This window comes from Flagellimonas aquimarina (genome assembly GCF_003149745.1).
Classification (GTDB): domain Bacteria; phylum Bacteroidota; class Bacteroidia; order Flavobacteriales; family Flavobacteriaceae; genus Flagellimonas; species Flagellimonas aquimarina.
The window spans coordinates 1,123,522-1,149,388 of the sequence record NZ_QGEG01000002.1 but is presented as its reverse complement, the minus strand read 5'-3'; the positions used below and the strand labels follow the sequence as shown (position 1 = coordinate 1,149,388).

Here is a 25,867-nt window from a genome sequence, read left to right as displayed (position 1 = left end):
AACAATAGGGAAAGATGAGATTTCACACGAGAAAATGGGTTAAGCCCGAAGATTTAAATGCTAACGAAACCTTATTTGGGGGAAAGCTTCTTGCCTGGATTGATGAAGAAGCGGCACTATACAGTATTGTTCAACTAGAAAGCAAAAAAGTAGTCACCAAATATATGTCCGAAATCAATTTCATGAGTACCGCGAAAAAAGGCGACATTGTTGAAATAGGGATAGAGGTGATTAAGTTTGGTGTTACTTCAATATCCCTTAATTGTGAGGTGAGGAACAAAATGACACATGAAAGCATCGTTACTGTAGATAATATTATCATGGTAAACTTAGATGACCACGGTAATCCTACACCCCATGGAAAAACCAAGGTGGAATATGTAAAGGATAGGTTGGCAAAAAAGGAAAATAGGGAGTCCTAGTTTAGAGAAGCAGCTATTGATTGCACTTCATCCAATACTCGGAGCAAGTTACCCCCCCATAGTTTTGCTATTTCTTCTTCAGAGTAACCGCGATTTACCAGCTCCAAGGTAACATTGAATGTCTCAGACGCATCTGACCAACCTTCGATTCCTCCGCCGCCATCAAAATCTGAACTAATTCCAACGTGTTCAATTCCAATAAGCTCGACCATATAATCAATATGATCAACAAAGTCAGATACATTCACTGCTGGCGGAGCGTTGTTGTCCTTTGCAGCAATATCATTGGCGATTTTGAGCACTTTGGGATAGTTTTCAATAAATTCTGCCTGTTGCGAATCTGTCAACGATGAGAATTGTGAACGTTCGTACCAATTTATTTCAAGGGAATCGGCTACGTTCTTATGAATTTCTTTCATGAAAGCTGCTCGCGTTTCGTGCTTTTCGGTATTTAAATATGAGCTGAATGCCACGGTTTGCACAACACCGCCATTTTCTTTTAATAAAAGAAGTTGTTCATCATCCAAATTTCTGCTGTGATCGCATAGTGCTCTTGCAGAAGAATGGGACGCTATAATAGGCGCTTTGGACAAGGCAATCATTTGCTTCATAGATTCTTTGGACGGATGTGATATATCTATCATCATTCCTAATCTATTCATCTCTTTTATAGCACTTTTACCTAAATCACTTAAACCATTATATGACCATATACTGTCTTTTTCACCAGTGTTTGAATCACAAAATTGGCTATGTCCATTGTGGGATAGTGAAATGTAGCGTGCTCCACGTTTTTTGTATTCTTCAAACTTGGTTAAATCCTCCCCAATAGGGTAAGCATTTTCCACGCCGATCATAGCAGCTTTTTTACCGGAAGCACTAATGCGCCTTACATCATCAGAAGTAAGTGCTAATTCTATTCTTTCTGGAGCATAGACCTCACATAGCCTATGAATTGCTTCAAACTTAGAATCGGCATTTTCCGATGCTTTGACATATCCTTCCGTATTTAAAGAATCCTGACCAGTATAGACAATCAACCAAGCTACATCCAAACCGCCAGCTTCCATTTTTGGTAAATTCACCTGAGTATCCAGGTTTTGAGTGTAGTTGATGCTGTCTGTAAAGTTCTTTATATTGATATCGTCATGGGTATCAATAGTAATTACTTTTTCATGAATTTTTTTTGCTTTTTCCTCCAAAGTTTCGGTGTTTTTAGGATTCTTTTCAGCGCACGAAAATAGTATTGCAATTGCGCCCAATAGGTAAGAATATCTCATGTCTGTTTTTTTACACCTACAAATAAAGCAATTTGACAACAAAATGCACAGGGTATAGAACAATAAGTTGTAATCCCACATCAAAATCAACATTTTTAAGTTAGTTAATACCACTAATCAGAGAAATTTTGGGGACACGAGAATTACTTACATATTTAGAAAAATTGGAAATAGGATTAAGCAACTTTTCTTACGAGGAACTTGGAGTAGTAGAGGCGGGGAGGTTGAAAAAATCCTTCAATAGTTTTAAAACGGGCTTGGAAGATAAAGTTTTTGGCGTTTCAGAAATGAACCAACTGGAAGTAATCTATGAGCAAATTGGAATTAAGGGAGCTGAGAAACCACTTCCGGAACCTGCTAACAATAATCCTTCAAATACCGAATTACTTTTTTCTTTGATTGAATTATTGGAGACGACCAATTTAACCAATAAGCAAGAGAGCATTGTAAAAGCACTTAAAACAGTTAGCAAGCATTTGCACAATACAAATAGAGAGAACCCCGGGCACATGGAACATATAGGCAGTACAATCCCAAACACCAAAGTAGTACAAGAAAATTTGGAATCGGTCTTTTCAACTCAAAAAGTCAATCTAAAACCTGTCTTAACAGAGTGTATGGGCCAAATGGAACTATTAGAAGAACTGATCAGACTTTATAAACAAAACATATTGGAGTTTATAGGTGGTTTAAAAGTCCACTTACAGACCAAGAATTTTAGGGGGGTGGATTTTGCATGTCAAAAAATACAACCATGTCTTAGAATGATGAAAACGGTAAGCTTGCTAGAAATTACCAATCAAATGAGCACTGTCTGTAAAACGGATAACGATATAAAGTACCTTAACTTTCTGTACAATCAATTCTTGGTTGAGTACCCAAAGGTTGAAGAGTTGGTTGATTTTGAAATTGATGTGCTGAGAAATATGTAAAAACCAAACCCAACATAATGAAAGATAGTAACCTACCTGAACATTTTCAAAGTATCTTTCATCAGTTGTTTGAACACGCTACTGATTTAGACTGTAAACTTCTTCTCTTGGATCAAATTCTGGAGATAGGGGATATTAAGGAGATTCCTCTACTGGAAGAACTCGAAAACAGTGAAAACCTTGCTCTTAGTAATAAGGCTTTTAAAATCCGAACCTCGCTTTTAAACAAGTTGGGGCGTCCACCATCAAAAAAGAAAACACGATTGCCCATGAACCTGTGTTTTTTGTATGATGAATTTGATATTAAACCAGCAAAACTTAAGGGACTTGATATGGATTTTGAAGTTTCTCTTGAAATTTTTGAAACAGAGCAAGAAAACCAATAAATATGTATGGCCAGAATAGCAAACAGAAGAAAAGTGTTATTTTTCCTATAAAGTATATTTTTTGTTATTTCACAACTCCTACTTAGAATTTCACCACAATTTATTGCACTATCATAATCTTTCCAATAGGTTTACGTTATAACAACAACCCAAAGATTAAATCACCTAATACTATGTTGTACGATACCTACGGAGAAGAATACTTGGCGTTCCTGCAAGAACTTAACGAAATTTTAAGCATAAACGAACTAGCAGAGTTAGATTATTTATAGTAACAGCTCCCAAACTTTATCTTATGAAAAATCAAAACCAAGAAAACACAGCTTACTTGAATTTTATTCAAGATTTAAACGAAATGCTTACTGATTTTAATATTAGTCAGTTGAGCCGTCCTTGATAGTTTAAAGTGTATATCATGAGAAAGGGGATGTTAATTATAACATCCCCTTTTTTATTGTAAAAAATCCTAACCGAGATAGGACTTTAAAATTTTACTTTTAGATGTATGTCTAAGTTTTCTAATCGCTTTTTCACGTATTTGCCTAACACGCTCACGAGTAAGATCAAAAGTGCTTCCAATTTCCTCTAAAGTCATGGACTGTTGGTCTCCAATGCCATAATACAATCTAACTACATCAGCTTCACGTGGAGAAAGTGTCTCCAGCGCTCTGTTAATCTCAGTATTTAGTGATTGATGCATCAAATCTTTATCGGGATTTGGAGATTCACCAGAATTCAAAACATCATATAGACTTGATGTTTCACCCTCTTTTAATGGAGCATCCATTGAAACATGTCTGCCGGAGTTCTTGAGTGACTGCTTTACTTCAGTAACCGTCATATCAAGTTCCTTTGCAATCTCTTCGGGAGATGGAGGTCTTTCATGAGCCTGTTCCAAGTAAGAAAATGTTTTTTTGATTTTGTTGATAGAACCAATTTTGTTCAACGGAAGACGAACAACTCTGGATTGTTCTGCCAAAGCCTGAAGAATGGACTGCCTGATCCACCAAACCGCATAAGAAATGAACTTAAAACCTCTGGTCTCATCAAAACGCTTAGCGGCTTTCACCAATCCCACATTGCCTTCATTAATTAGGTCTGGCAGTTTTAGTCCTTGATTTTGGTATTGTTTGGCCACAGAAACCACAAACCTTAAGTTTGCATTGGTCAATTTTTCCAGAGCTACCTGATCGCCATCTCTAATGCGTTGAGCCAGTTCTACTTCCTCTTGGGCAGTGATCAAATCAATTTTGCTAATATCTTGAAGGTATTTATCTAAAGATTTTGATTCTCGATTGGTAACCTGCTTTATGATTTTTAGCTGCCTCATAGGTGTATATTAGTTTCTAAGTGATATTAGCTTACATGATACATCATAAAAGGCTATTTTCCAAATGACAATTGTTATTGTTATCAAAATGTTATGAGCATCACCAAAAGAACATCAAAAATCACTATCAAAACAATTGTTGATAGTATCTTGATAGAAATGCTGAAGTAAAGCTTAGCCGTGGTCTAAAAAACTCCTAATTTTGTAAGGTTTGATATTTTGGAACATTTAATCCATTTTCCATTGGAGGTAGAAAAAGCAGTAAGCAGAAAAACATTATACGATTATCAGCAAGAAGATCTTAAAAAGATTTTCAAGCACATCAATGATCTGCCGGACGGCACCAATATTTTGTATCAATTACCTACGGGAGGGGGAAAGACGGTAGTTTTTTCTGAAATAACCCGAAAGTACATTCAGGATACTGGCAAGAAGGTGATGGTGCTAACGCATAGAATAGAACTGAGCAGGCAAACATCTAAAATGTTACACGGTTTTGGTGTGGCCAACAAAATCATTAATAGTGAGGTAAAAGAACTTAACGATCAGGATGAGTACATGTGTTTTGTGGCCATGGTCGAAACCTTGAACAACAGGCTTCAAGAAGAGAAGGTCACCATAAATAACATTGGTCTTGTAATTATTGACGAGGCACACTACAATTCATTCAGAAAACTTTTCAAATACTTTGAAGGTTCTACAATATTGGGAGTTACGGCCACTCCGTTAAGCTCCAATATTAAGCTCCCCATGAAGGATCACTACAAACATTTGATCATAGGGGAATCCATTAAATCCTTAATTGAAAAACGATTTTTGGCCAAAGCCAACCTGTACAATTATGATGTTAGTCTAAAAACTTTAAAACTTGGCATAAATGGTGACTATACCGTAAAGTCTTCAGATGAGTTTTATGGTAACCACAGTATGTTGGGCAAATTGGTTTCGGCATATGAAGAAATAGCCAAAGGCACAAAGACGCTTATCTTCAACAATGGTATAAATACGTCGCTATATGTGTATGAAACATTTAAGAAGGCAGGGTACGACATCAAACATTTAGACAATAAGAACACGGCCTCTGAGCGTAAAGAGATATTGGACTGGTTTGCCAATACTCCGGGTGCAATTCTAACATCTGTGAGTATTTTAACCACGGGTTTTGATGAACCTTCCGTACAATCCATTATTCTGAACAGAGCTACACGTTCGCTCACCTTGTATTTTCAAATGATTGGGAGAGGATCAAGAATTCTACCAAACAAAGATGAGTTTTCCGTAATAGATATGGGGAACAATCTTGCCAGGTTTGGTCCATGGGATTCTCCTTTGGATTGGCAGGAAATCTTTCATTTCCCAGATTTCTATTTGGAAAACATTAAAAATGACGAGGAAATAGAGCGGGAGTTTGTTTATGAAATGCCAGACGACCTAAAAGCAAAATTTAGTAAGTCTGAAAATATCACTTTTGATATTAAGGAAGAATACAAAAAAGTATTTGCCAAGGGCGGTAAATCGAAACTGGTACTAGAGATGAGTATTGAACAGCATGCTCAGATTTGTTTAGAAAATAGTGAGGATGTCTTTGACGCCCGTATATTGGCCAAGGAGCTAAAAGAGGAGATTGCCTACAGAGTGCGTCAATATTCCTATTGTATCATGAATAATACCAAGAATTACAAAGAATGGTTAGAAGAGGATTATGAGCGTAAACTGCGATCCAGTATCTCTAAAAAGTTTGCGGCACTAATGTAGCCTTAATGAAAAAAGCACTCTTTATTGGTTATGTATGGCCAGAACCAACCACTACGGCTGCTGGCCATCGTATACAACAATTGCTTCAGGCATTTAATGACTTCGGATATCACATAACCTTTGGCTCCGCGGCAGCAAAATCTGAGTACAGTTTGGATTTAGAAGCACTGGATATAGATACTGTGAGCATACAATTGAATCATGCTAGTTTTGATGATTTTGTTAAGCGGTTGAAGCCAGATATTGTTGTTTTTGACAGGTTTATGACCGAAGAACAGTACGGTTGGCGTGTTGCGGAACATGTACCAGGAGCACTTCGAGTTTTAAATACAGAGGATTTGCATTCGTTACGAAAAACAAGAGAGGAATGCCATAAAAGAAATGAAGCTTTCACCCCAAAAATTTGGAAGGAGCATCAAATGACATTCAGAGAGATCATAAGCATTTACCGCTCAGATGTTTCTCTTATCATTTCTTCTTATGAAATGGAATTACTGCAGAACGAATTGGATATTCCAAAAAGCATTCTCATTCATCTCCCTTTTATGCTCAAAAAACTTTCCAAAGAAGCTATTGGAGAATGGCCTACGTTTGAAGAACGGAAAGATTTTGTTTGTGTAGGTAACGGCAAGCATACACCCAATGTAGATTCCATTATCGTATTGAAAAAGACCGTTTGGCCTTTAATTAGAAAAGCACTGCCAGATGCCAAACTATATGTACATGGAGCATATCTACCACAACATGTATTGGAAATGAATAGCCCAAATACCGGATTTCATGTTATAGGATGGATTGAGAAATTGGAGAGTGTACTCCAAAATGCCAGAGTAAGTTTGGCTCCCTTGCAATTTGGAGCAGGAATAAAGGGGAAGTTGATTTCCGCAATGCAAAATGGAACACCAAGTATTACCACGAACGTTGGTGCAGAAGGCATGCATGGAGATTTACCCTGGAATGGAGCTGTATGTAATGATTGGGCTGCTTTTGCAAAAGCCGCTGTGGAACACCACCAAGACAAAGAAAACTGGAACAAAGCGCAGGCCAATGGAATTGAGCTTATCCACACGTTTTATGGTAAGGACGTGCTGAAAGAAAGGCTGCAAAAACAGCTAAAACTTATACAGCTGCATTTAGAAACACACCGCAGCAATAATTTTATTGGGCAACTAGTGAAACACCAATCACTGGCAAGTTCAAAGTATATGGCCAAATGGATTGAAGAAAAAAATAAGAGGTAAGGAGGTTGCTTTGATTTAGTAGTCAATCCATTAAATAAAAATGGTGTTTTCTATTCCAACTCAACCACTCTCACATTTTTGTTAACCAAGCTTTTAAACCGTTTCAATTCGTTACGATTGTTAATCTCATAGTGCATGGGCACTGCAATGTTGGGGTTGACTTCATTTATTATTTTAGCGGCCTCTTCTTCATTCATTGTTAAATTGTCACCCCCAATGGGAACTAAGGCAACGTTAATGTTTTTCAATGCTTTCATTTCAGGCACATAATCTGTATCTCCCGCATGATAAATTCTTAGATCATTCTTTAATGTTAGAACATACCCTACATTTTTTTTTGATTTAGGATGCGCTTTGATCCATAGGAAAACTGATTTAGTGTTGTATGCCGCAATTGTTTCAATATCTAATTTTCTGAAGTTCAATTTTTGCAAAGGGACAACAACACTCTTATCGTTATTGATATCCTTTAGCTTTTTTGAAACCCCTTTGGGGCAAACAATTTTTGTTTCTTTTTTTAATAGTTTCTTGATATCGGTTACAGAAAAGTGATCAGGATGAGAATGGGTTATTAATATAAAATCTGCTTTATCCGCCTTGTCTACTTCAACGGGATCAATATATATTACATAATCATCACTCTTTACTTGAAAACTTGATGGAAAAAAGTGGGATTTATTAATTTTAATTGTCCCCCAGCTTGTTAACGTAATATTTTTTCCAATAACTACTTTCTGAGGTATTGGATTGCGTTTTTCACTTACACTTACTTTCACCATAGTACAACTTTGAATAGAGAGGATTGTTAATGCATAAAGTATGAAAGCAGAAAATCTTGTTTTCATTTTTAGCCTTTCCTTTGTTTTAATCGACAAATTAATGGCTCAAAACAATGACGACCAATGATATTGATCATCTTCATAAAGCTTGAAAAAGATAATTAATGCCCTGAAAATGGAACCTTAATTTGTATGGTCAATAGGATGTTCCATGTGTGCATCCTTTTATCAAAAACTTTTAAGTTGATCTTGAATATGAAGAAGTTTAATTCTTTTTTTGACGTACTCTTTATCTAAATAATCCAATCTTCTTTGAATTTCTTTTCTAAAACCTTCAGAATCTTTAGAATTATATTTTTCTATGGTCTCAGGTGTAAACAATCGTAATTTGGTCTTACATGTGTCACATATAATATAACCATAAAGGTCAGCACCATTTTTACCGCAATTGAAACATTTTTTCATAAGGTCAATTTTAGTTCTTGTGTTTCTGAATTTATATTTCAGGTGTAGACCGAAGGTATGTCCCAGACCTCTTTGATCTTACCATCAACAATACGCCACACTACCACTACGTTTATTTCCAAAGGTTGATTTTCAATATCCATTGTATTTATACTATGAACAACTACTAGCTCATCTCCGATGGGAGTCGCAGAAACAGGATTTACTTTAAAGGTACTACTTGTGCGCTTTGCAATTTTTTCAAAAAACATCCTAAAACCATTAAACCCTATGTAGTCCCCCTGTATATCAGGTAGTTTAGGATTAAAATAATGAAAGACCGCATCTTCTGCCAAAACTACGCTGATTGAATCGATGTTTGCTGGGTTAAATCTTTTTAAAATGGTAATGTTTGGATGTTCTTTATGCATGACACTAGCTCATTAGTTTAAAACTTCTTGCTAATTTTAATAGAAGTTTGCTAAAAAACTATGATACTGGTCAATTCACACAATATGCTTTATTACAAGTTTTCAGAATGGTCATATTGAAGCTTTTAGGTTAATTCCTGGATTGAAAAACACGTATAAAATCTATTTCCATGGTACTTTCAGAAAATTTTGGGTCAATATCGGGCTCAATGGCAATGTTCATCAAAATGTATTGTTCAGTGTCGTATGGCCATGTTTCCGAATTTTTTATTTGTGGTGCATATGTATAATGTACAACGTCATCTACACTAAAAACTAATTTTTCCCTTGACCAATTTAGTATGTATGTATGGAATTGGTCTGATGCACTCAACAGCTTTTGCCCCCCAAGATTACCAACATTGTAGCCATAGCTAGATGTATTGTGGACAGCGCTTTGCACATAATCTTGATTTTTTCCCCAATGCTCCAAAATGTCGATCTCACCACAATGAGGCCATTTAGTTGTTCCAAAACCTTGGTTGTCCCAATATGCACCATCCTCATCAATATTTTTGCTAAGCATCCAAATGGCTGGCCATGTGCCTGTGCCCTTGGGTAATTTTGCCCTTACCTCAACCCGACCGTAAGTAAATGCAAATTTTGAATTTAATCGTACGGAGGTATATTCTTTGGTCTCACCTTGGTCGGTAAGCCTTTCTTTTTTGGCAACCAAGTTCAAATAGCCATCATTAACATAAGAATTGGTTGTCCTGTCTGTATAATGCTGAATTAATCCGCCGTACCAACTTCCACCTGGAGGAAGCTTCGTTTGATGAAACCATTTTGTTGTATCAATAATGCCAGAGCCATAGAACTCATCTGACCATACCAAAGAATATTGCCCTAAAGAGTCCTTATTCTCAAATCTGTCTAGAGTTTGCTTTTTTACTGTGTTGTTCGCCTCTAAAACATTTATGGTTTTAGCATTCTCTTTATGCTGTTGCTTACAACTTAGTATTAGTATAGCAGGTAATAGAAAAATGTATTTTTTCATAATTATTTGGTTACACATTAATTTATGGCATTAAGATATTGTGGCAATGCCTAGTAAAGGAAAGTCATTTGATTTTAATGATTTGTGTAGCTTCAATTATCGTAAAGGTTTTTTTCCTCCGTTACCTCACTAAGATATTGTACAAACTCGTATTGATTGCCATCCGCATCTGCAAAATAATCTCTAACCCTAAATTGCTCCACTTGTTTTGGATAATCTCGTTTGTATCCTTTTTTCAACAGATTTTCGGCTATCTCATCAACATTCTGCACAACAAAACCCAAGTGATTTATGCCTATGCTGTCATAATCTTTGGTGACCATTAGATCATTTTGTTGGGCTTGATTAATGGCAATGTACGTATGGTCATCACCTAAATGTACCCATTCTCTCATATCATTGCCTCCACCTCTTATTTTGAAATGAGGGAATGCAGTTTGGAAGAACCTTATTGCTTCCTGAAGATCGTTTACTGTAATATTTGCATGTTCCAAGTATATATTCTGTGTTTTCATAATACCTTAGTTTTTAGTTTGGAACAAATATCAGAATAGGAAACTAGGTATAAAACGGACTTAAGTACTGAAAACATACTGTACTATAGTACAGGTTCAAATGGAGATTGAATAGGTTATACACCAAGAAGACCCCGTTTCAAACTAATATCTACGGCTTCGGTGCGATTGTCCGCATTAAGTTTAGATAGTATTGCCGTAACATGAAATTTAACCGTGCGTTCCGCAATGAATAGTTGCTTGCCTATCTGATCGTTAGTAAGTCCTTTCTTTATAAGGGTCAGCACTTCTAATTCTCGCTTTGTTAGGGGTAACTCTGGATAGTGAAATTCTTTTGTCTTTACTTTTGTTTTTTCCTGCTTCTTTACCTCGTTATGCAAAAGAGATAATTGCTTTTCAAGACCTTTGGCTTTATTTAGTGCTTCAATAACTTTGTCTTTATTACCATTTGGGTCCTCAAGACATGAAATTATAGCTTCCATTTCTGGTTGGAAGACCCGCTCTAACACACTACCAATGGTATTATCTGTCTCGGTGTTCTTGTCACTGTATGAATGCTGTAACCTAGTTCGCTGAATTGCAGTTCCCACCAATTCACTTATAGTGTTAAGGATAGTAAGCTCTTTCTCATTTAACTGCCGGGTCTCCTTGCTCAAAAGGTTCATGAGCCCTACTTTTTGTCCGTGCAGTATTATAGGAATTACTGCATGAAACTTGAGGTCTTTTGTGCCAGTGCTAATATCTTTTAATCGCGAACATGTAATCTCACTGATATTCATGGCCTGGTCAATATCATCTGATAAGTATTGTTTTATACAATAGCACCAGCCGGATAATCGTTCGGGATGGTTGCTTAAGGCCGGAGGCAGATTATGGGAAGCAGCCAGGTAAACCGACTTGTTATCCGGTTCTGTAAGCCAGAACCATCCTGTTTCCAAATCTAGGATTTCCACAGTCATCTCCAAAGATTTTCGAAGCGCAGAATGAAGAGAAAATTCCTTGTTAAGGTGACTTGCTATCTCATATAAATGCAAAAAATAATCCTTATCGTTCATTACGGACAACTAATTTATAGAAAAAGGAGGTTGCTGCTTTCACCAATTATTGTGCGGTTCCATATTAACATGCATAAATGTAACATATTAAATGTTTGTCAATGCAGAACACAATAAACAGTTTATTTACTTATTGATAAGTAAAAATGCCTATTCATGTATTTACTTCAGTATCTATTATTTATCTAACTTAGTGAAAACAAATTCTTATGTGCAAATTGGCATATTTACACTGTGGAGTTTAGCGTTGATAATTTGTAATTTCTTGCTATGAAAATTTCAATTACCCCTTTAGTCCTTTTGTTGTTAATGTTTAGTGCCCAGTTGACAGGACAGATTACCGTAAAAGGCACCATAACTGAATATGACACTGGAAAACCTGTAGATTTCGCTAACATTGGAGTAGTAGATAGAGCCAAGGGGACTGTTTCAGATTTTGATGGAACGTTTAAGTTTTATCTAGACAAAAGTGAAATCAATGAAAAAGACACGCTTCAAATTTCTAGGATAGGTTATAAGACCCTAAAATTTTCCACCCAAAATTTTATGGGACTGCTAAAAACTCAACCGACCATTGCTCTTGAACCTGTGCCTTATCAGCTTGAAGGGGTAACCGTTAAAAGCAGTGATGCGGATAAAAGGCGTGTGGGATATCAAAGTGGCTCTAAACGTCTCTTTGGCTTTTGGAATGATAGTCTTGCCCTTGGTGGGGAACATGGTTCCAAAATATTAATGCGGCGTGGACCTTTAAAACTTGAAGATGTTTCCTTTAACATTATTGCCAATATTTCGGACAGTTTGCTTGTACGAGTTAACGTATATGAATTTGAAAATGGCCTTCCTGGCAAAAACATTTCCAACGGTAACATTTTATATACCATAAGACAGCGTCAAGGAACCATTTCCATAGACCTTTCGCCTTACAACATTGTGGTGGATTCCCATTTTGTAATAAGCTTGGAGCTTTTAAAAATTTACGGGGGTAGAGTGGGTATTGGTATTTCTGCGATTAATGATGGGTCTAGATCATATACAAGACTATTGAGCCAAGATCGGTGGAAACGCATGCGGAAAGGGTTTACGATTGCTTTTAACCTAAATACATCTGCAATAGAGAAGGAGGAGGAAATTGTTGAAGCTAAAGCTAAGTTTAGGGATAAACCCAGCAAAGTAATGCTGCTTTGGGACACTTCCTTATCAATGAAGGATAGGAGTTTGGATAAAGAATTCCGTTTTCTGGATAACTACTTTAAAAACTTGGGTGATGTGCAAGTAGTTTTTCAGCCTATTGGTCATCAATTTGGAAAAAGAACGTCTCATAATATTGGCAATGGTAATTGGGAAACATTAAAAAAGACAATTGAATCTGTTGTTTATGATGGAGCCATCGACCACAGGCTTTGGCAAAAATTGGAAACTTCGCAGCAGACCTTGTTTTTTACCGATGGCAAAAACTTTCCTATGGATGCAACCAAAGACTGGTATGGAACACTTTTTACCGTAAATGGCAATAATACAGCCAATCACACCCTACTTAAAGACATTGCAGAAGATCATGGGGGTAATTACATCAATCTGGAAAAACTGGACAATATGGCACTGGCGGTTCAATTTACGGAGCGCTATATGCTGGATAATTTGGATTACACTGCCCGAACTGCACAGAAACTTTCCGAAGTTACAGGCAATGTAGGTGACCTTGATCAGCAACTACAAAATGTACTGGTAAAGGTAAGGGGCACAGAAAGACAGACCAGAACAGATTCCAGAGGTAATTTTACAATAAAAGCGCTTAATGGGGAGGTTTTAGATTTTTCTTATCCAGGAAGAGAGGCTACTTCTACAGTGGTTAATACATCAGCCAGAATGCTCAAGATTATTATGCCTATAGGCATTACGGCCTTGGATGAAGTGGTATTGGAAGAAAATGTAAGGTTAAAGGAGCTTCATAAACCGTTGAATAAGAATATTTCCACTCGCTTTGGTACCTTGGACATGGAGCGAATCGGTTTCGGAGTCAAGCAGCTCTCAGGAGAGCATATTAGTAAAAGCGCCCAAACTATTATGGATGCCTTGCAGGGAAAATTTCCTGGAGTTGAAATAGTAAGAAAGTATCCAGAGAATATTGATTTGGTGGCGCTTAGAGAGGGTAAGTTATATGGTTGGTACGCTGCTTGGGATGTAGATGGTAATATATATGCACCTCAAGACCCGCCATATCACATTAATCTTCATGATATTAAAGATATTACTATTATGCCAGCGGCTTGGTCTGCTGCCAAATATGGAAGATTGGCACCAGGAGGGATCATTATAGTACGCACCATAAGCAACACATTTGATGATATAGAAGTCACCGAAAATTCTAAAAACAAATTACAAAATACATACTCGAACGATGCTATTGAACTTGCCAATGGTTTAGCAAGTAAACCACTCTATGCGCAACGAATAGCAAATTCACCCAATGTGGATAAAGCATACTTACAATATTTAAGTGATAGAAAAAACTATGGACATACGCCCAGTTTTTATTTTGAAACGAGTAAAATCTTTAAGGATCATTGGAATGATTCAAGAAAAGCAAATAGCATAAAATCAAATCTGTTGGAGCAATTTCCCGAACAGGTAGATGCGCTCAAAATTCTTGCTTACGCTCATGAGGAAGCAGAACAAAAGCAAGAAGCTCTTTCAATCTACAAGCAAATTAACAAGGTCAAGAAGACTCCACAGGCAAAACGGGATTTGGCAAAAATGCTGGTTGAAACAGGGGAGTATAAAGAGGCATGGAACATGTACAAAGGATATATTGGCATACAGAACAATCTTGAAAGTAAGGGCTTGGACCAAATAGTCAAAGAAGAGATGTTGGATGTATTACAGGGACATAGCGAGGAAATTGGGATAGATAAATCCAAATTCACGTTTAAAGAACAAAGTAATTTTAGTTTATTGGTTGAATGGAACGACCCCAACACTCAATTTGAACTTCAATTTGTTAGTCCTCAAGGGCATTATTATAACTGGAACAACGCTACGGAAATCACGAATGAAAAACGTATACAGGGAGCACTATCTGAAAGTTTTGACATTGATGACATGCAGCAAGGACAATGGTTGGTAAACATGACCTATTTAGGCAATCAGGTTAATTTGCCAACATACTTAAAGTTTACACTCAGGAACAATAAAACAAATGAGGAAGATGTAAAAATGATTACGTTACGACAACGAAACATAAAATACAAGGTCATGAATCTGTCCAATAGTGGAATGCTTCCATATTGATTGGGGCTAAATTTTCATCAAAAAAAGTTTTAAATTAAGCTTCAATCTTTTATTTCAACAATAGTTTCAACCTCGCATGCAAGGTTCCATGGTAAAGAACCCATTCCAACAGCGGATCTGGCATGTCTGCCTCTTTCACCGAAGACTTCAATCAATACATCGGAATAGCCATTGATTACCTGCGGATGGTTTTCAAACGCAGCATTGCAGTTTACCATGCCCAATACTTTTACAATGCTCACTACTTTGTTCAAATCACCAATCTCTTCTTTCAGTACAGATAAATGGTTAATAGCGGTTAACCTGGCCGCTTGGTATCCTTGTTCAACTGTTAAATCTGTTCCTACTTTTCCCACGGTACGTTCTCCGTCATGCGATATAGGGCCGTTTCCAGATAAATAAACAAGGTTGTCTACTCTTTTGGCCAATTTTATTTTTAATCCTGGTGGTAATTTAGGAGGGTGTAATTCAATTCCCAACTCCGTGATTCTCTGTTCTACATCATAATCATACAGCTGGACAGTGGCTTTTTCTTCTTTATGATGATCTTTACAACTGCTTATTGTCGTTATTAAAAAAATGCAAAAAAATAGTTTCTTCATCTAGGTGGTTGTTTTTAAATGAGGTGGACATTTCAACTTTTACGGTAATACACAATATAAAGATTGTTCGCTGCTGACTTCTTTTTGCAATTTATGATACCGCAAATTCAACAATTGCTTGTGAATGAATTTTGGTTGTATTAAAAACTGGCACCATAAAATCTTCCTGATTAATTAATAAAGGGATTTCTGTACATCCTAAAATTATACCTTCAGCTCCTTTTTTGATCATGGTATTAGCAATAGAAAGAAAGATGTCCTTAGATTCTTTTTTTACTATCCCCTTGCCTAATTCTTCTTTTACAATGTGTTGAATTAAATCTCTTGTTTGCTGTAATTCAGGCACCAAGACTGTTATTCCTTTTTCTTCAAGTTTCTCTCTGTAAAAATTTTGCTCCATTGTAAAAATAGTTCCTAATAATCCAACTTTGGTCAATCCTTGTTGTGATATTGAATTTGCGGTCTCTTTTACGATATGAATAATTGGCGAGTTGATTTCTTTCTGAATTTTATCTGCAAACAGATGAGCCGTATTTGCACAAAGTACAATTGCATCCACACCGATCTTTTCTAATTTCTTACTTGCATTCAGCAATAGTTCATAAGAACCTTCCCAACTTCTTTCTTGAATTTCCCCAAAGTTCAATGAATAGATAATGCATTCGGCAAAGTTCAATCCTCCCAATTTTTCATTTACACCTTTATTTATATATCTATAATAATCTTCAGTTGAAGTCCAACTTATTCCTCCTACTAGTCCAATTTTCTTCATTTGTTATGTTTTGGATACACCCAACGTTTAAGATATGCTATCCATTTAATGGCATATCAACAGATAACGAAATTCGATGAATTTTAATTTAAAATCAAGGGCTTGTGGTCTAATGCATTGATAGTTTTCAACAACATGCAATCAGCTTTTTTCCATTTCAGGCAACTATTTATTTGCAAATGATGTCTTTACAATAGAACCTATTGCCAACACCTCCGATAATGAAGGAAAGACTCCATTATATTGATTGGTTAAGAGTACTGGCCTTTGTGACACTTATTCTGTTTCATTGCGCCGTGCCATTTGTTGAACACTACACCTGGGAAATCAACAATGATGAAACATCCCCATGGATAACCAGATTAATTTGGTGGCTGCATCAATGGCGGTTGCCTTTGTTGTTTTTTATTGCTGGGGTAGGTGTACGTTTTTCACTAAAAAGACGCACAATCCTCGCTTTTTTGGGAGAACGGTTTGTACGTCTTTTCATTCCGTTGGCATTTGCAATTTTCTTTGTTACGCCAATACAGGTTTATTTTGAATGGTTACAGAAGGGAAGAATCAGTGTGGGCTATTCAGAATTCTATCCTTCTGTATATGAAATAGTACCTTATCCAGATGGCTCTTTCACTTGGAGCCATATGTGGTTTGTAGCCTACTTGTTTGTTTTCACCATTCTTTTACTTCCTGTTTTTTCTTTAGCAAAGGTGAAATGGTTGAATCGTTTTAATACTTTCTTCAATGTCCTGTTTTCTAGACCGATCGCCCATTTATTTTTAGCCATTCCATTCGTTTTTTACTTCTATTTGTTATACATAGATTGGCCAGAACAGGGCAGTTTAATCAACGATTGGTATGTGTTTGTTTCATCTATCACCTTTTACTTCTTGGGGTTTGTATTAAGTAGTATTTCTTCTTTTTGGGAAACCTGCAAAAAATATAGAAGGCTATTCTTGTGGATTGCCCTCCTGTTGGCCGTTTCTTTAATTTGGAAATATTATTGGAACTGGGAGCTCTACAAGCCTACGAAACAAGGGTGTAATTTATACGTGTATGGGCTCCTCAATGGTTTTCATATATGGGTCATTATCCTATCAGCCATAGGCTACACCATGAAGTATCTCAACTTCTCAAACACATATTTGAGTTATTTGAATACGGCTGTTTATCCATTTTATATTATACATCAAGCGATCATTGTGGCGTCTGGCTATTTTGTGTTGCAATGGAATATAGGTATTGGGTTAAAATTATTGGTGCTGGTTGTAGTATGCGTTTCTTCCATTTGGTTTCTTTATCATTTTCTTATAAGAAAAACAATTGTCACACATGTTTTGTTTGGCATGAAATGGAAGAGAACATAAAATCAGCTCAGGTCATTTGCGTTAACACACGAAAAGTAGTGAAGAGGTATAAAACATAAGGTTAAACCTCTATTTCAAATGCTTATTTGTTATTTCAAAGTCAAAGGAGGCTTTGCCAAATGTGGCTTTCCAAAAATTAAAGAGTGCTCCCCATGAAGTATCTGGATCTCCTTTGGTTGCAAAGTTTTCAAGATTGGAATTCAAGGCATCTATTTTGCTTTGAGGGATATCATCTCTAGAGATTACCACTACCAGTGAGTTAAACTCAGTCTGCGCATTTTCTGGATTAGGAATACGAGAACCGTTTTCGTTAATAATATCTTCTGGTGTTAAAACTGTTAGGGCATCTGCTGTAAAAACTCCAAATTCTGATGTTGAACCAGGGTTTTCAGCTATTGTTACAGCTTCAAGTTCATCAGTATCTATAAGTCCCATGGCGTAAAGCTCCAAATTTGAGTAAGGCACTGAATTTCCACCATTTGCTACGGTACCAAAACCAACTTCACCATCAACCAAGCCCCGATATGTGTTACTGCCCAAATCTTCAATTTCATCAAAACCGCCCAGTTGTCCACCAACACTAGAGTAACCCCAATGCCCGCCAGCAGTAGTAGGTATAAGACCATGATTGCTCCAATAATGCTGTATCTCATGCAAAAAAGGTCCGTTTCTTATATACTCCGTCCTCGGCATATGGATAACCGTTTTAAGTTTTCCTGCAGAACCAAAAGCGGCAGTATTGTCCCAAACACTTCTTCCAAGGCCTTGTATGTCATTTTTGGCTGGAGTTGATAATCCAAAGTAAAGACCATCTGGTTGGGAGTCTTCTACATTGAGAATGATGATAAAATCAAAGTCATCATCAAAATATTCATATGCTTTGTTGGAAACCATTCGCATATCTCCTTCGCCTGAAAGGAATTTATTGTATTCACTATCAGAAAGTACAAGATTGGTGAACATACGCTCTTTATCTATTGTAAATCCTGTTTCTAGCACCAGTGTTTCTGGAGTATCTGTGTTTCCAGAGTCATCTGGTATCTGCTCATCAAGGTCGGACATATCCATGTCCTGAGCTGAATCATCTATGACATCTTCTTCTTTACTACAAGAAAGAATTAAGATGGAAAGAAATAGAAATATGAATAGATTAATATATTGTTTGAGGCTGTGCATAGTGTTCCCATTTTATAGAGGAACGCACATCAATTGAACATATTTTAAATTAAAAGGGGATCTCGATAAACTGCGTTCCTGGATTTCATGGTACATTAAACCTTTTTTGGAGTTTATCCAATCTATTTATCTTTGACCAAAGACTTTTTGAATGACAGAGACACCCAATTGGCAAACCGCTATAGAATTTGAGGATATTACGTATAAAAAATGTAATGGCGTTGCCCGTATAGCCTTTAATAGACCCAATGTACGTAATGCATTTAGACCGCATACCACAAGTGAATTGATCAAGGCATTTTATGACGCTCAGGAAGATACATCAATTGGCGTAGTTTTACTTTCGGCTGAAGGACCGTCTACCAAAGATGGAATTTGGTCATTTTGCAGTGGGGGCGACCAAAAGGCTAGGGGACATCAGGGCTATGTTGGTCAAGATGGTCAACATAGATTGAATATTTTAGAAGTACAACGCATGATTCGCTTTATGCCCAAAGTGGTCATAGCCGTAGTACCCGGTTGGGCCGTAGGCGGAGGACACAGCCTACATGTGGTTTGCGATATGACCCTTGCTAGTAAAGAACATGCTATTTTTAAACAAACCGATGCTGATGTTACAAGTTTTGATGGCGGATATGGCTCCGCGTATTTGGCAAAAATGGTTGGGCAAAAAAAGGCCAGAGAGATTTTCTTTTTAGGAAGAAACTATTCCGCTCAAGAAGCATATGAAATGGGAATGGTGAATGCTGTAATTCCGCATGAAGAATTAGAAAGAACTGCCTATAAATGGGCTCAGGAAGTATTGGAGAAATCCCCAACCTCTATTAAAATGCTGAAATTTGCCATGAACCTTACTGATGACGGTATGGTAGGGCAGCAGGTATTTGCCGGAGAAGCTACACGTTTGGCCTATATGACGGAGGAAGCCAAAGAAGGTAGAAATGCATTTTTAGAAAAACGGAAACCTGATTTTGGTGATAACAAATGGTTGCCTTAAACCATTTTCTCCTAACCAAACCGAATTTGACATTAAAAGTTTCTTCAAACCATTTCATAAGGGCGTAAAATAAAAAAGACCCTTTGGGTCAAACTAAAAAGAGCCTTGCCGTTATGGTCAAGACTCTTTTACGAGAACACTATATGAAAATGAAAAAATTTATTTTTTGTTATTATTACGTTGTAAATGTAGCACCAGTGTTCCCGTAAATGAAATTATTGTTGTGAAGGGGCGTTTTGTTGTGGTTTACGCTAAATTTTAATATAAAATATCGATTTACTGCACAGATTTAACGACCTCTGACAAGAATGTATTTACATCAAAAAGAGGATCTTGCGCCAATCCTGTGCGTACAATGACCAAATCTTTGGACGGAATTACAAACACATATTGCCCTTCATGTCCATTGCATGAAAACAAATCTTTAGGAGCATCAGGATACCTGCCATTTACATTCAGCCAGAAATGTGCGCCGTATGTGCCATCAGAATGAGGTGTCGGCTCTGTAATGTAATCTACCCAAGCGGTATTAAAAAGTTGTTCTCCATTCCATAAACCCTTATCTAAATATAATTGTCCAAAACGTGCCCAGTCACGAGTATTTGCCCAAGCATAAGCAGACCCAATGTAGTTCCCTGCGATATCAGCTTCCAACGTCATGGAATACATTCCTATCTTATCAATAAAGGCTGAATATGGGAAATCCAGATATTCTTGGTGAGACCTGAATTGTTGCCTTAGGATTCCAGAGAGCAGATTTGAAGTGCCAGAAGAATAATTCCAGATTTCTGTTGGTTTTGCAATGGCTTTTTTCTTCTTCTGTGCCTTGGTCATATCACTATCTAAAAATAGCATTTTAGTAACATCAGAGATTTTGGTGTAATCTTCCTCCCATTCAAGCCCGCTCTGCATGCGCAACAAATGGTTTAGGGTGATGTTTCTTCTTTCATCTTCTTTCCATTCTGCAATTGGGGCAGGCCAATCCATTCCCAATTTTCCTTGGTGCTCCAAAACCCCATAACAGGTGGCCAATACACTTTTGGCCATGGACCAGCCTAAAATTGGTGTGTCTTTAGTAAATCCATCAATATATTTTTCTGTCACTAAATGCCCTTTGTATAAAACCAACAGTGTTCTTGTTTTTTGCACATCAGCATTAGAAAAGGCGGTTGTCACAGCCTTGTTCAATTGTACCATATCTATTTCAGGAAAAATAGTGTCTTTTGGATTGAGTTGGCCATAAGGATAAGGAATGGTGTCCGATAGTCTATTTCGGTTTGGTTTTAGAGTAAACTCGCTAGAATCATAATCGTCATTTATGAGCACGGCGCCCAATCCTTCCCTGTAAACGGATTGACGTTCCATAAACCCATAAACAGACGAAGACGCCGACTTAGTTTTATTGTCCACCTCTGTTTCAGCCAATTTGATGAGTGGAACGTTATTGTCATATTGCGTGATTGATTCCGCAGACCTTTGAGCTACAAAAACACTGGAGGCCATATTTTTAGCTGCGTAACCAGAGATGATATTAAGTTTTGTATAGTTTAAGTATACGAGTACGCCAATAATGATTAGCAGTAGGACTAAAGCGCGTTTAAACAGTTTCATAGATTAAGATTTGTTGTAACTTTCAAGGACTAAATATAAACATTTACATCATGTCCAATCTAGGAATGATCATAGAAGAACGAAGCCGGGATATTGGTGATTTTCTCGTGGGTAGGTTGATTCCATTCAGAAAGAAAAGAATGATAGGTCCCTTTATTTTTATAGACCATATGGGACCAACAACACTTGGTCCCTCAAAATATATGGATGTTGATCAACATCCTCATATTGGACTGTCCACCTTGACTTTTATGCTTGAGGGCGAAATAATGCATGAAGACAGTATTGGGACTAAACAACGGATAAGTCCAGGTTCTGTGAATTGGATGACGGCTGGCAAGGGTGTTTCGCATTCAGAAAGGACACCGGAGGACATGCGTAATGGTAAAGTATTTACTGCCCATGGCTATCAAATTTGGGTTGCACTTCCAAAAGAATTGGAAGATATGGAGCCCGAATTCCACCATATTGAAGGAGAAAATTTACCAAATTGGAAAGACGGAGATACGAAGTTTACCTTAGTCGCGGGAGAAGGTTATGGGAGAAAATCCCCAGTTCCTTCTTATTCTCCATTTTTTATGGTCGAAGTGAAAAATCAATCAACTTATCAACTCAATGTTCAAGGAAATTTAAAAGGAGAAATAGGTATTTGTATAGTAGAAGGGGCAATAGTTGCCTGTGAACAGGAAATAGAAAAAGGGAACATACTCGTATCCAAAGTTGAAGATGTTTGTAAAATCACCCTTAAACCCAACTCTCATTTACTATTGTTTGGAGGAGAGCCCTTTGCAGAGGAACGTCATATCTATTGGAACTTTGTTTCGTCAAGCAAGGAGAAAATTGATGAAGCAAAAAAAAATTGGGAGAACAAGACGTTTCCAATGATGCAACATGATAGTTCTTATGTACCTCTTCCAGGATAACGCTGATAGATTTTATATATTTAATTGTTGCCTTTAATTGAATTTGTTGAAGAAATTGTTCATTTGTTTGTTAATGCTGACCGCATGTAAGGAGAAATCCGAATCCGTTGAGAAAAGTAATTGGGATTGGATAGCTACGGAAGTTACCGCATCGGCTTATAATTCCGTTGCATGGCAAACCAAAAGTGTCAATCCTAATATTGCAGCTTGGGGCGATACCTTAAAACCTGGAATGAAATGTATTGCCGTATCCAGGGATTTGTTGCGCCAAGGGTTAAGATACAACACCATGGTAATGATAGATACCTTTCCAGATACTTTTTATGTAAAAGATAAGATGAACAAGAGATGGAAAAACAGAATCGATATTTACATGGGGAAGGACATTAAAAAAGCAAGGGAATGGGGAAAACGAAAACTTGACATTTGTTATGCAGTACCTATTGACACTATTAACCCATCTAAATAAATGACCTGTATGAGAAAGATTGAATCAATAATACTGATAACAATTGTGCTTTCTTCATGCAGTATACAAAAGACAATTATAGATAAACCTATAGTTTTTGATGAAGAACGAACCTCACTTACAAAAGAATATTTATCACAACGCTATAACATGGAGCAGGAAACTGCGGATATTGTTCCTAAAATGATTGTATTGCATTGGACGGCCATTCCCACCCTTAGAAAGTCGTTTGAGGCATTTGAAAATTCAACATTGCCAAATTGGAGGCCAGATATTGAAAGTGTGAGCGGGTTAAATGTCTCTTCCCATTTTCTGGTTGATCAAGACGGCACTATTTACCGGTTAATGCCAGAAACCACAATGGCCAGACATGTAATTGGGTTAAACCATTGTGCCATTGGTATTGAAAATGTAGGTGGAACAAAAGAAACGCCATTGACCCGAAAACAAGTAAAGGCCAATATTTTTTTGGTAGAATATCTGTCAACAAAATACGATATTGAATATATTATTGGACATCAGGAGTATACCCAGTTTGAAGGACATCCGCTCTGGCTCGAAGTAGATGATGGATATAGAACCGAAAAGACCGACCCAGGAATGGATTTCATGAAAAAAGTGCGAAAGGCAACAAAAAGATTTAATTTTAAACCCGTTCCATCAAAATAAGAACATGCAAAAAATAATAATAGTATTCCTTATCGGGTGTTTCAGCCTAATTACCTATTCCCAAGAAGCGATAACTTCTGAACTCTATGAAACGTATGAAGAGTTTAAGGAACCTTCTTTGGATAAAAGAAGAATAAAGCATCAACAGTTGCAACCCTTGATCAGAAGGTTTGATGCTAATTCCAAATTTGAAGTACAGAAAGTTGGAAAATCAATTGAAGGACGCGATTTAAGCTTGATAAGCATTGGCTCTGGAGCAACCAACATTTTCTTATGGTCGCAGATGCACGGAGATGAACCAACGGCTACCCAAGCGATTTTTGACATTCTCAACTTTTTGGATGCACCCAGTTTTAAATCAGAAAAAGATGAAATTCTTTCAAAATTGAAGCTTCATTTTTTACCTATGTTGAATCCAGATGGAGCTGAAGCATATCAGAGGAGGAATGCCTTGGGAATTGATATCAATAGAGATGCGCTAAGATTACAATCTCCGGAGGGGCGAACGTTAAAAAGACTTCGCGATAGCTTGGATGCCAAATTTGGATTTAACCTTCATGACCAAAGCACCTATTACAATGCGGAATTGACCAGTAAACCGGCCACAATTTCCTATTTGGCAACTGCATTTAACTATGAAAAGGACATAAATGAAGTACGATCAAATGCGATGAAGGTAATTGTCTATATGAACAACATCATTCAAAAATATGCTCCAGGACAGGTTGGGCGCTATAATGATAGTTTTGAACCTCGTGCTTTTGGCGACAATATTGCCAAATGGGGGACAAGCCTTATTTTAATAGAATCCGGAGGGTATGCAAATGATCTGGAAAAGCAAGAAATAAGAAAGCTGAACTATGTTTCCATCCTTTCTGCACTTTATACAATAGCAAAAAACAGTTATCAAGATATTGCTATTGAAGAATACGAGAAAATTCCACACAACGATCGCAAACTGTTCGATCTAAAGATAGAAAATGTCACCTATGAACTTTTGGGAAAGGACTATTTATTGGACTTAGGCATACAACGCCAAGAAGTTGATGATGAAAAACATGAATCTTTCTATTACAAAAGTATCATTGTAGATCAAGGTGATTTATCTACCTATTATGGGTATGAGACATTTGATGCCACCGGATATAAAATAGTTCCAGCAAAACTTTATCCAAGAGCAATAAACACGAATACCAGAGCTATGTGGAACGCTGAAAACAGTCCTTTTAAATCTGGTTATGGATACTTTAAATCAGACTTTTTACCACCCATACCTTATACAGAGTTACCGGGTCATTTTGTTTCAGAATCCTATAAAATGCAGGATTTTAACCTTCAACCCGGTGTAAACCCAACGTTCTTTTTGGAAAAAGAAGGTAAATTGACCCACGGGGTCATTAATGGGTTTCTTATAGATTTATTAAAACCTATAGAAAAACAAAATTTCGGAAACGGTCTTATCTACCGTTAATATCCATATTGAATGCTCATTTGGGGGCCATACTTAAGCAATACCACCAGCATGGTCAGGAGTGCTCCAACAATCGAAGCAAATAATGATAGTACCAAACCTTTAAGTCCGTTTGAAAGAGGACCAAGGGCACTGTTCTGAATAATTTCTTTTACTACATCCATAGCTTATTTTTTTGAGTTAAACTTTTGAATAGTTTATTGGGATGTAATTAGTTGTTGTCTATATGTTTAAAACAACTATTGGTCTAAAAACCCTACCAAAAAATCAAGGAATATGTACCTTAATCGTCTAAACAAGTCCATTCTGAACATGAAAAACACTCTTTCTGCTCTTTTAATCATTTTACTATTTCAAGCAAATAATGCGCAAGAAACGACCATCAATTTATTTAATGGCGAGAACCTTGAAGGTTGGATAAACCATGGTACCGAAAAATGGTATGTTGAAAATGGAGAGCTTGTCTGTGAGAGTGGTCCCGATAAAGCATACGGATACCTAAGCACCAAAGATTTTTATAAAAATTTTGAACTTACAGTTGAATTTAAACAGGAAAACAATGGTAATAGCGGAATTTTTATAAGGTCAACTTTTGAAGGCACAAAGGTATCTGGCTGGCAAGTTGAAGTTGCCCCGCCCGAACATAGTTCTGGAGGTATATATGAGTCTTATGGTCGTGGCTGGTTGATAAAACCCGAACCGGAAAAGGATAAAGCATTAAAAATGGGGGAGTGGAACACTATGAAGATTCTTGCTGATGGAACTCATATTACAACTTGGCTCAACGGTCTTGAAATGGTAAAACTGACCGATGAAAAAATAGGCGATGGAAAAGGAGCTATTGCACTTCAAATTCATGATGGTGGTGGAATTAAAGTGAGATGGCGAAATATTACCCTAAAGCATATCAAGTAATTCA

General features: G+C 37.0%; 26 protein-coding genes. 13 read left to right on the top strand and 13 right to left on the bottom strand.

The genetic code is table 11. From position 1 onward, the window contains the following. Nucleotides 1-14: 14 nt before the first annotated feature. Nucleotides 15-422: an acyl-CoA thioesterase gene (locus DKG77_RS12045; RefSeq protein WP_109663287.1), complete on the top strand. Its 408-nt coding sequence runs from the start codon at nucleotides 15-17 to the stop codon at nucleotides 420-422. Here the strand turns inward: DKG77_RS12045 and DKG77_RS12040 are convergent. Then, entirely contained in the window at nucleotides 419-1,702 is a 1,284-nt protein-coding gene (locus tag DKG77_RS12040; protein ID WP_109663285.1) for a dipeptidase, read from the bottom strand. The genes DKG77_RS12045 and DKG77_RS12040 overlap by 4 nt on opposite strands. A gap of 128 nt (nucleotides 1,703-1,830) precedes the next feature. On the opposite strand from DKG77_RS12040, the gene DKG77_RS12035 reads away from it, so the two are divergent. Together DKG77_RS12035 and DKG77_RS12030 are read left to right on the top strand one after the other, a co-directional pair. Further along, nucleotides 1,831-2,634 carry a hypothetical protein gene (locus DKG77_RS12035; protein WP_109663283.1) on the top strand — a complete coding sequence of 268 codons (804 nt, stop codon included), beginning with the start codon at nucleotides 1,831-1,833 and terminating at the stop codon, nucleotides 2,632-2,634. Between the two features lie 17 nt (nucleotides 2,635-2,651). Beyond that, complete coding sequence (locus tag DKG77_RS12030) at nucleotides 2,652-3,020, top strand: hypothetical protein (protein ID WP_133248456.1); 369 nt, start codon at nucleotides 2,652-2,654, stop codon at nucleotides 3,018-3,020. Nucleotides 3,021-3,486: 466 nt separating this feature from the next. On the opposite strand, the gene DKG77_RS12025 is transcribed toward DKG77_RS12030, so the two are convergent. Next, entirely contained in the window at nucleotides 3,487-4,350 is an 864-nt protein-coding gene (locus DKG77_RS12025; protein ID WP_109663280.1) for a sigma-70 family RNA polymerase sigma factor, read from the bottom strand. Between the two features lie 219 nt (nucleotides 4,351-4,569). On the opposite strand from DKG77_RS12025, the gene DKG77_RS12020 reads away from it, so the two are divergent. Next, a complete protein-coding gene (locus DKG77_RS12020) occupies nucleotides 4,570-6,105 on the top strand; it encodes a DEAD/DEAH box helicase (RefSeq protein ID WP_417935475.1) in 1,536 nt (511 codons plus the stop codon). A 5-nt stretch (nucleotides 6,106-6,110) separates the two neighbouring features. Next, nucleotides 6,111-7,346, top strand: a complete 1,236-nt coding sequence (locus DKG77_RS12015) for a glycosyltransferase (RefSeq protein ID WP_109663278.1) — start codon at nucleotides 6,111-6,113, stop codon at nucleotides 7,344-7,346. 50 nt (nucleotides 7,347-7,396) lie between these two features. Here DKG77_RS12015 and DKG77_RS12010 read toward each other — a convergent pair whose 3' ends face one another. The 6 genes from DKG77_RS12010 to DKG77_RS17225 form a co-directional block, all read right to left on the bottom strand. Then, nucleotides 7,397-8,191, bottom strand: a complete 795-nt coding sequence (locus tag DKG77_RS12010) for an MBL fold metallo-hydrolase (protein ID WP_109663276.1) — start codon at nucleotides 8,189-8,191, stop codon at nucleotides 7,397-7,399. Between the two features lie 162 nt (nucleotides 8,192-8,353). Further along, nucleotides 8,354-8,590: a hypothetical protein gene (locus DKG77_RS12005; protein WP_109663275.1), complete on the bottom strand. Its 237-nt coding sequence runs from the start codon at nucleotides 8,588-8,590 to the stop codon at nucleotides 8,354-8,356. A gap of 38 nt (nucleotides 8,591-8,628) precedes the next feature. Beyond that, nucleotides 8,629-9,000 carry a nuclear transport factor 2 family protein gene (locus tag DKG77_RS12000; protein WP_109663273.1) on the bottom strand — a complete coding sequence of 124 codons (372 nt, stop codon included), beginning with the start codon at nucleotides 8,998-9,000 and terminating at the stop codon, nucleotides 8,629-8,631. A gap of 130 nt (nucleotides 9,001-9,130) precedes the next feature. Beyond that, the gene (locus DKG77_RS11995; protein ID WP_243414921.1) at nucleotides 9,131-10,036 is read right to left on the bottom strand and encodes a glycoside hydrolase family 16 protein; all 906 of its coding nucleotides are present in this window, start codon (nucleotides 10,034-10,036) and stop codon (nucleotides 9,131-9,133) included. Nucleotides 10,037-10,128: 92 nt separating this feature from the next. Next, nucleotides 10,129-10,551 carry a VOC family protein gene (locus tag DKG77_RS11990; protein WP_109663270.1) on the bottom strand — a complete coding sequence of 141 codons (423 nt, stop codon included), beginning with the start codon at nucleotides 10,549-10,551 and terminating at the stop codon, nucleotides 10,129-10,131. 116 nt (nucleotides 10,552-10,667) lie between these two features. Next, nucleotides 10,668-11,606: a LuxR C-terminal-related transcriptional regulator gene (locus DKG77_RS17225; protein ID WP_109663269.1), complete on the bottom strand. Its 939-nt coding sequence runs from the start codon at nucleotides 11,604-11,606 to the stop codon at nucleotides 10,668-10,670. 270 nt (nucleotides 11,607-11,876) lie between these two features. Between DKG77_RS17225 and DKG77_RS11980 the strand changes: the two genes are divergently transcribed. Further along, complete coding sequence (locus DKG77_RS11980; RefSeq protein WP_109663267.1) at nucleotides 11,877-14,894, top strand: carboxypeptidase-like regulatory domain-containing protein; 3,018 nt, start codon at nucleotides 11,877-11,879, stop codon at nucleotides 14,892-14,894. A gap of 41 nt (nucleotides 14,895-14,935) precedes the next feature. On the opposite strand, the gene DKG77_RS11975 is transcribed toward DKG77_RS11980, so the two are convergent. Then, nucleotides 14,936-15,496: a RidA family protein gene (locus DKG77_RS11975; RefSeq protein ID WP_109663266.1), complete on the bottom strand. Its 561-nt coding sequence runs from the start codon at nucleotides 15,494-15,496 to the stop codon at nucleotides 14,936-14,938. A 91-nt stretch (nucleotides 15,497-15,587) separates the two neighbouring features. Then, a complete protein-coding gene (locus DKG77_RS11970; RefSeq protein WP_109663264.1) occupies nucleotides 15,588-16,268 on the bottom strand; it encodes an aspartate/glutamate racemase family protein in 681 nt (226 codons plus the stop codon). Between the two features lie 221 nt (nucleotides 16,269-16,489). Here DKG77_RS11970 and DKG77_RS11965 point away from each other — a divergent pair, with 221 nt between their 5' ends. Next, nucleotides 16,490-17,632, top strand: coding sequence for an acyltransferase family protein (locus DKG77_RS11965; protein WP_109663262.1), 1,143 nt, complete (start codon nucleotides 16,490-16,492; stop codon nucleotides 17,630-17,632). Nucleotides 17,633-17,701: 69 nt separating this feature from the next. Here the strand turns inward: DKG77_RS11965 and DKG77_RS11960 are convergent, their stop codons facing one another. Continuing rightward, nucleotides 17,702-18,808 carry a hypothetical protein gene (locus tag DKG77_RS11960; RefSeq protein ID WP_109663261.1) on the bottom strand — a complete coding sequence of 369 codons (1,107 nt, stop codon included), beginning with the start codon at nucleotides 18,806-18,808 and terminating at the stop codon, nucleotides 17,702-17,704. A gap of 151 nt (nucleotides 18,809-18,959) precedes the next feature. Here DKG77_RS11960 and DKG77_RS11955 point away from each other — a divergent pair, with 151 nt between their 5' ends. Next, entirely contained in the window at nucleotides 18,960-19,805 is an 846-nt protein-coding gene (locus tag DKG77_RS11955; RefSeq protein WP_109663259.1) for a 1,4-dihydroxy-2-naphthoyl-CoA synthase, read from the top strand. Between the two features lie 276 nt (nucleotides 19,806-20,081). Here the strand turns inward: DKG77_RS11955 and DKG77_RS11950 are convergent, their stop codons facing one another. Next, entirely contained in the window at nucleotides 20,082-21,416 is a 1,335-nt protein-coding gene (locus tag DKG77_RS11950; RefSeq protein WP_109663257.1) for a serine hydrolase domain-containing protein, read from the bottom strand. Nucleotides 21,417-21,466: 50 nt separating this feature from the next. On the opposite strand from DKG77_RS11950, the gene DKG77_RS11945 reads away from it, so the two are divergent. From DKG77_RS11945 to DKG77_RS11930, 4 genes are read left to right on the top strand one after another with little or no spacing between them, the layout of a single operon-like run. Beyond that, on the top strand, nucleotides 21,467-22,339 hold the full coding sequence (locus DKG77_RS11945) for a pirin family protein (RefSeq protein WP_109663256.1): 873 nt from the start codon (nucleotides 21,467-21,469) through the stop codon (nucleotides 22,337-22,339). A 46-nt stretch (nucleotides 22,340-22,385) separates the two neighbouring features. Continuing rightward, nucleotides 22,386-22,808: a 3D domain-containing protein gene (locus DKG77_RS11940; RefSeq protein WP_243414920.1), complete on the top strand. Its 423-nt coding sequence runs from the start codon at nucleotides 22,386-22,388 to the stop codon at nucleotides 22,806-22,808. 9 nt (nucleotides 22,809-22,817) lie between these two features. Then, complete coding sequence (locus DKG77_RS11935) at nucleotides 22,818-23,477, top strand: peptidoglycan recognition protein family protein (protein ID WP_109663786.1); 660 nt, start codon at nucleotides 22,818-22,820, stop codon at nucleotides 23,475-23,477. A gap of 4 nt (nucleotides 23,478-23,481) precedes the next feature. After that, the gene (locus DKG77_RS11930; protein WP_109663253.1) at nucleotides 23,482-24,948 is read left to right on the top strand and encodes a M14 family zinc carboxypeptidase; all 1,467 of its coding nucleotides are present in this window, start codon (nucleotides 23,482-23,484) and stop codon (nucleotides 24,946-24,948) included. Here DKG77_RS11930 and DKG77_RS17000 read toward each other — a convergent pair. Then, nucleotides 24,945-25,112, bottom strand: a complete 168-nt coding sequence (locus DKG77_RS17000; RefSeq protein WP_165819389.1) for a hypothetical protein — start codon at nucleotides 25,110-25,112, stop codon at nucleotides 24,945-24,947. The genes DKG77_RS11930 and DKG77_RS17000 overlap by 4 nt on opposite strands. A gap of 148 nt (nucleotides 25,113-25,260) precedes the next feature. Between DKG77_RS17000 and DKG77_RS11925 the strand changes: the two genes are divergently transcribed. Further along, entirely contained in the window at nucleotides 25,261-25,863 is a 603-nt protein-coding gene (locus tag DKG77_RS11925; protein ID WP_109663784.1) for a 3-keto-disaccharide hydrolase, read from the top strand. Nucleotides 25,864-25,867: the final 4 nt, after the last annotated feature.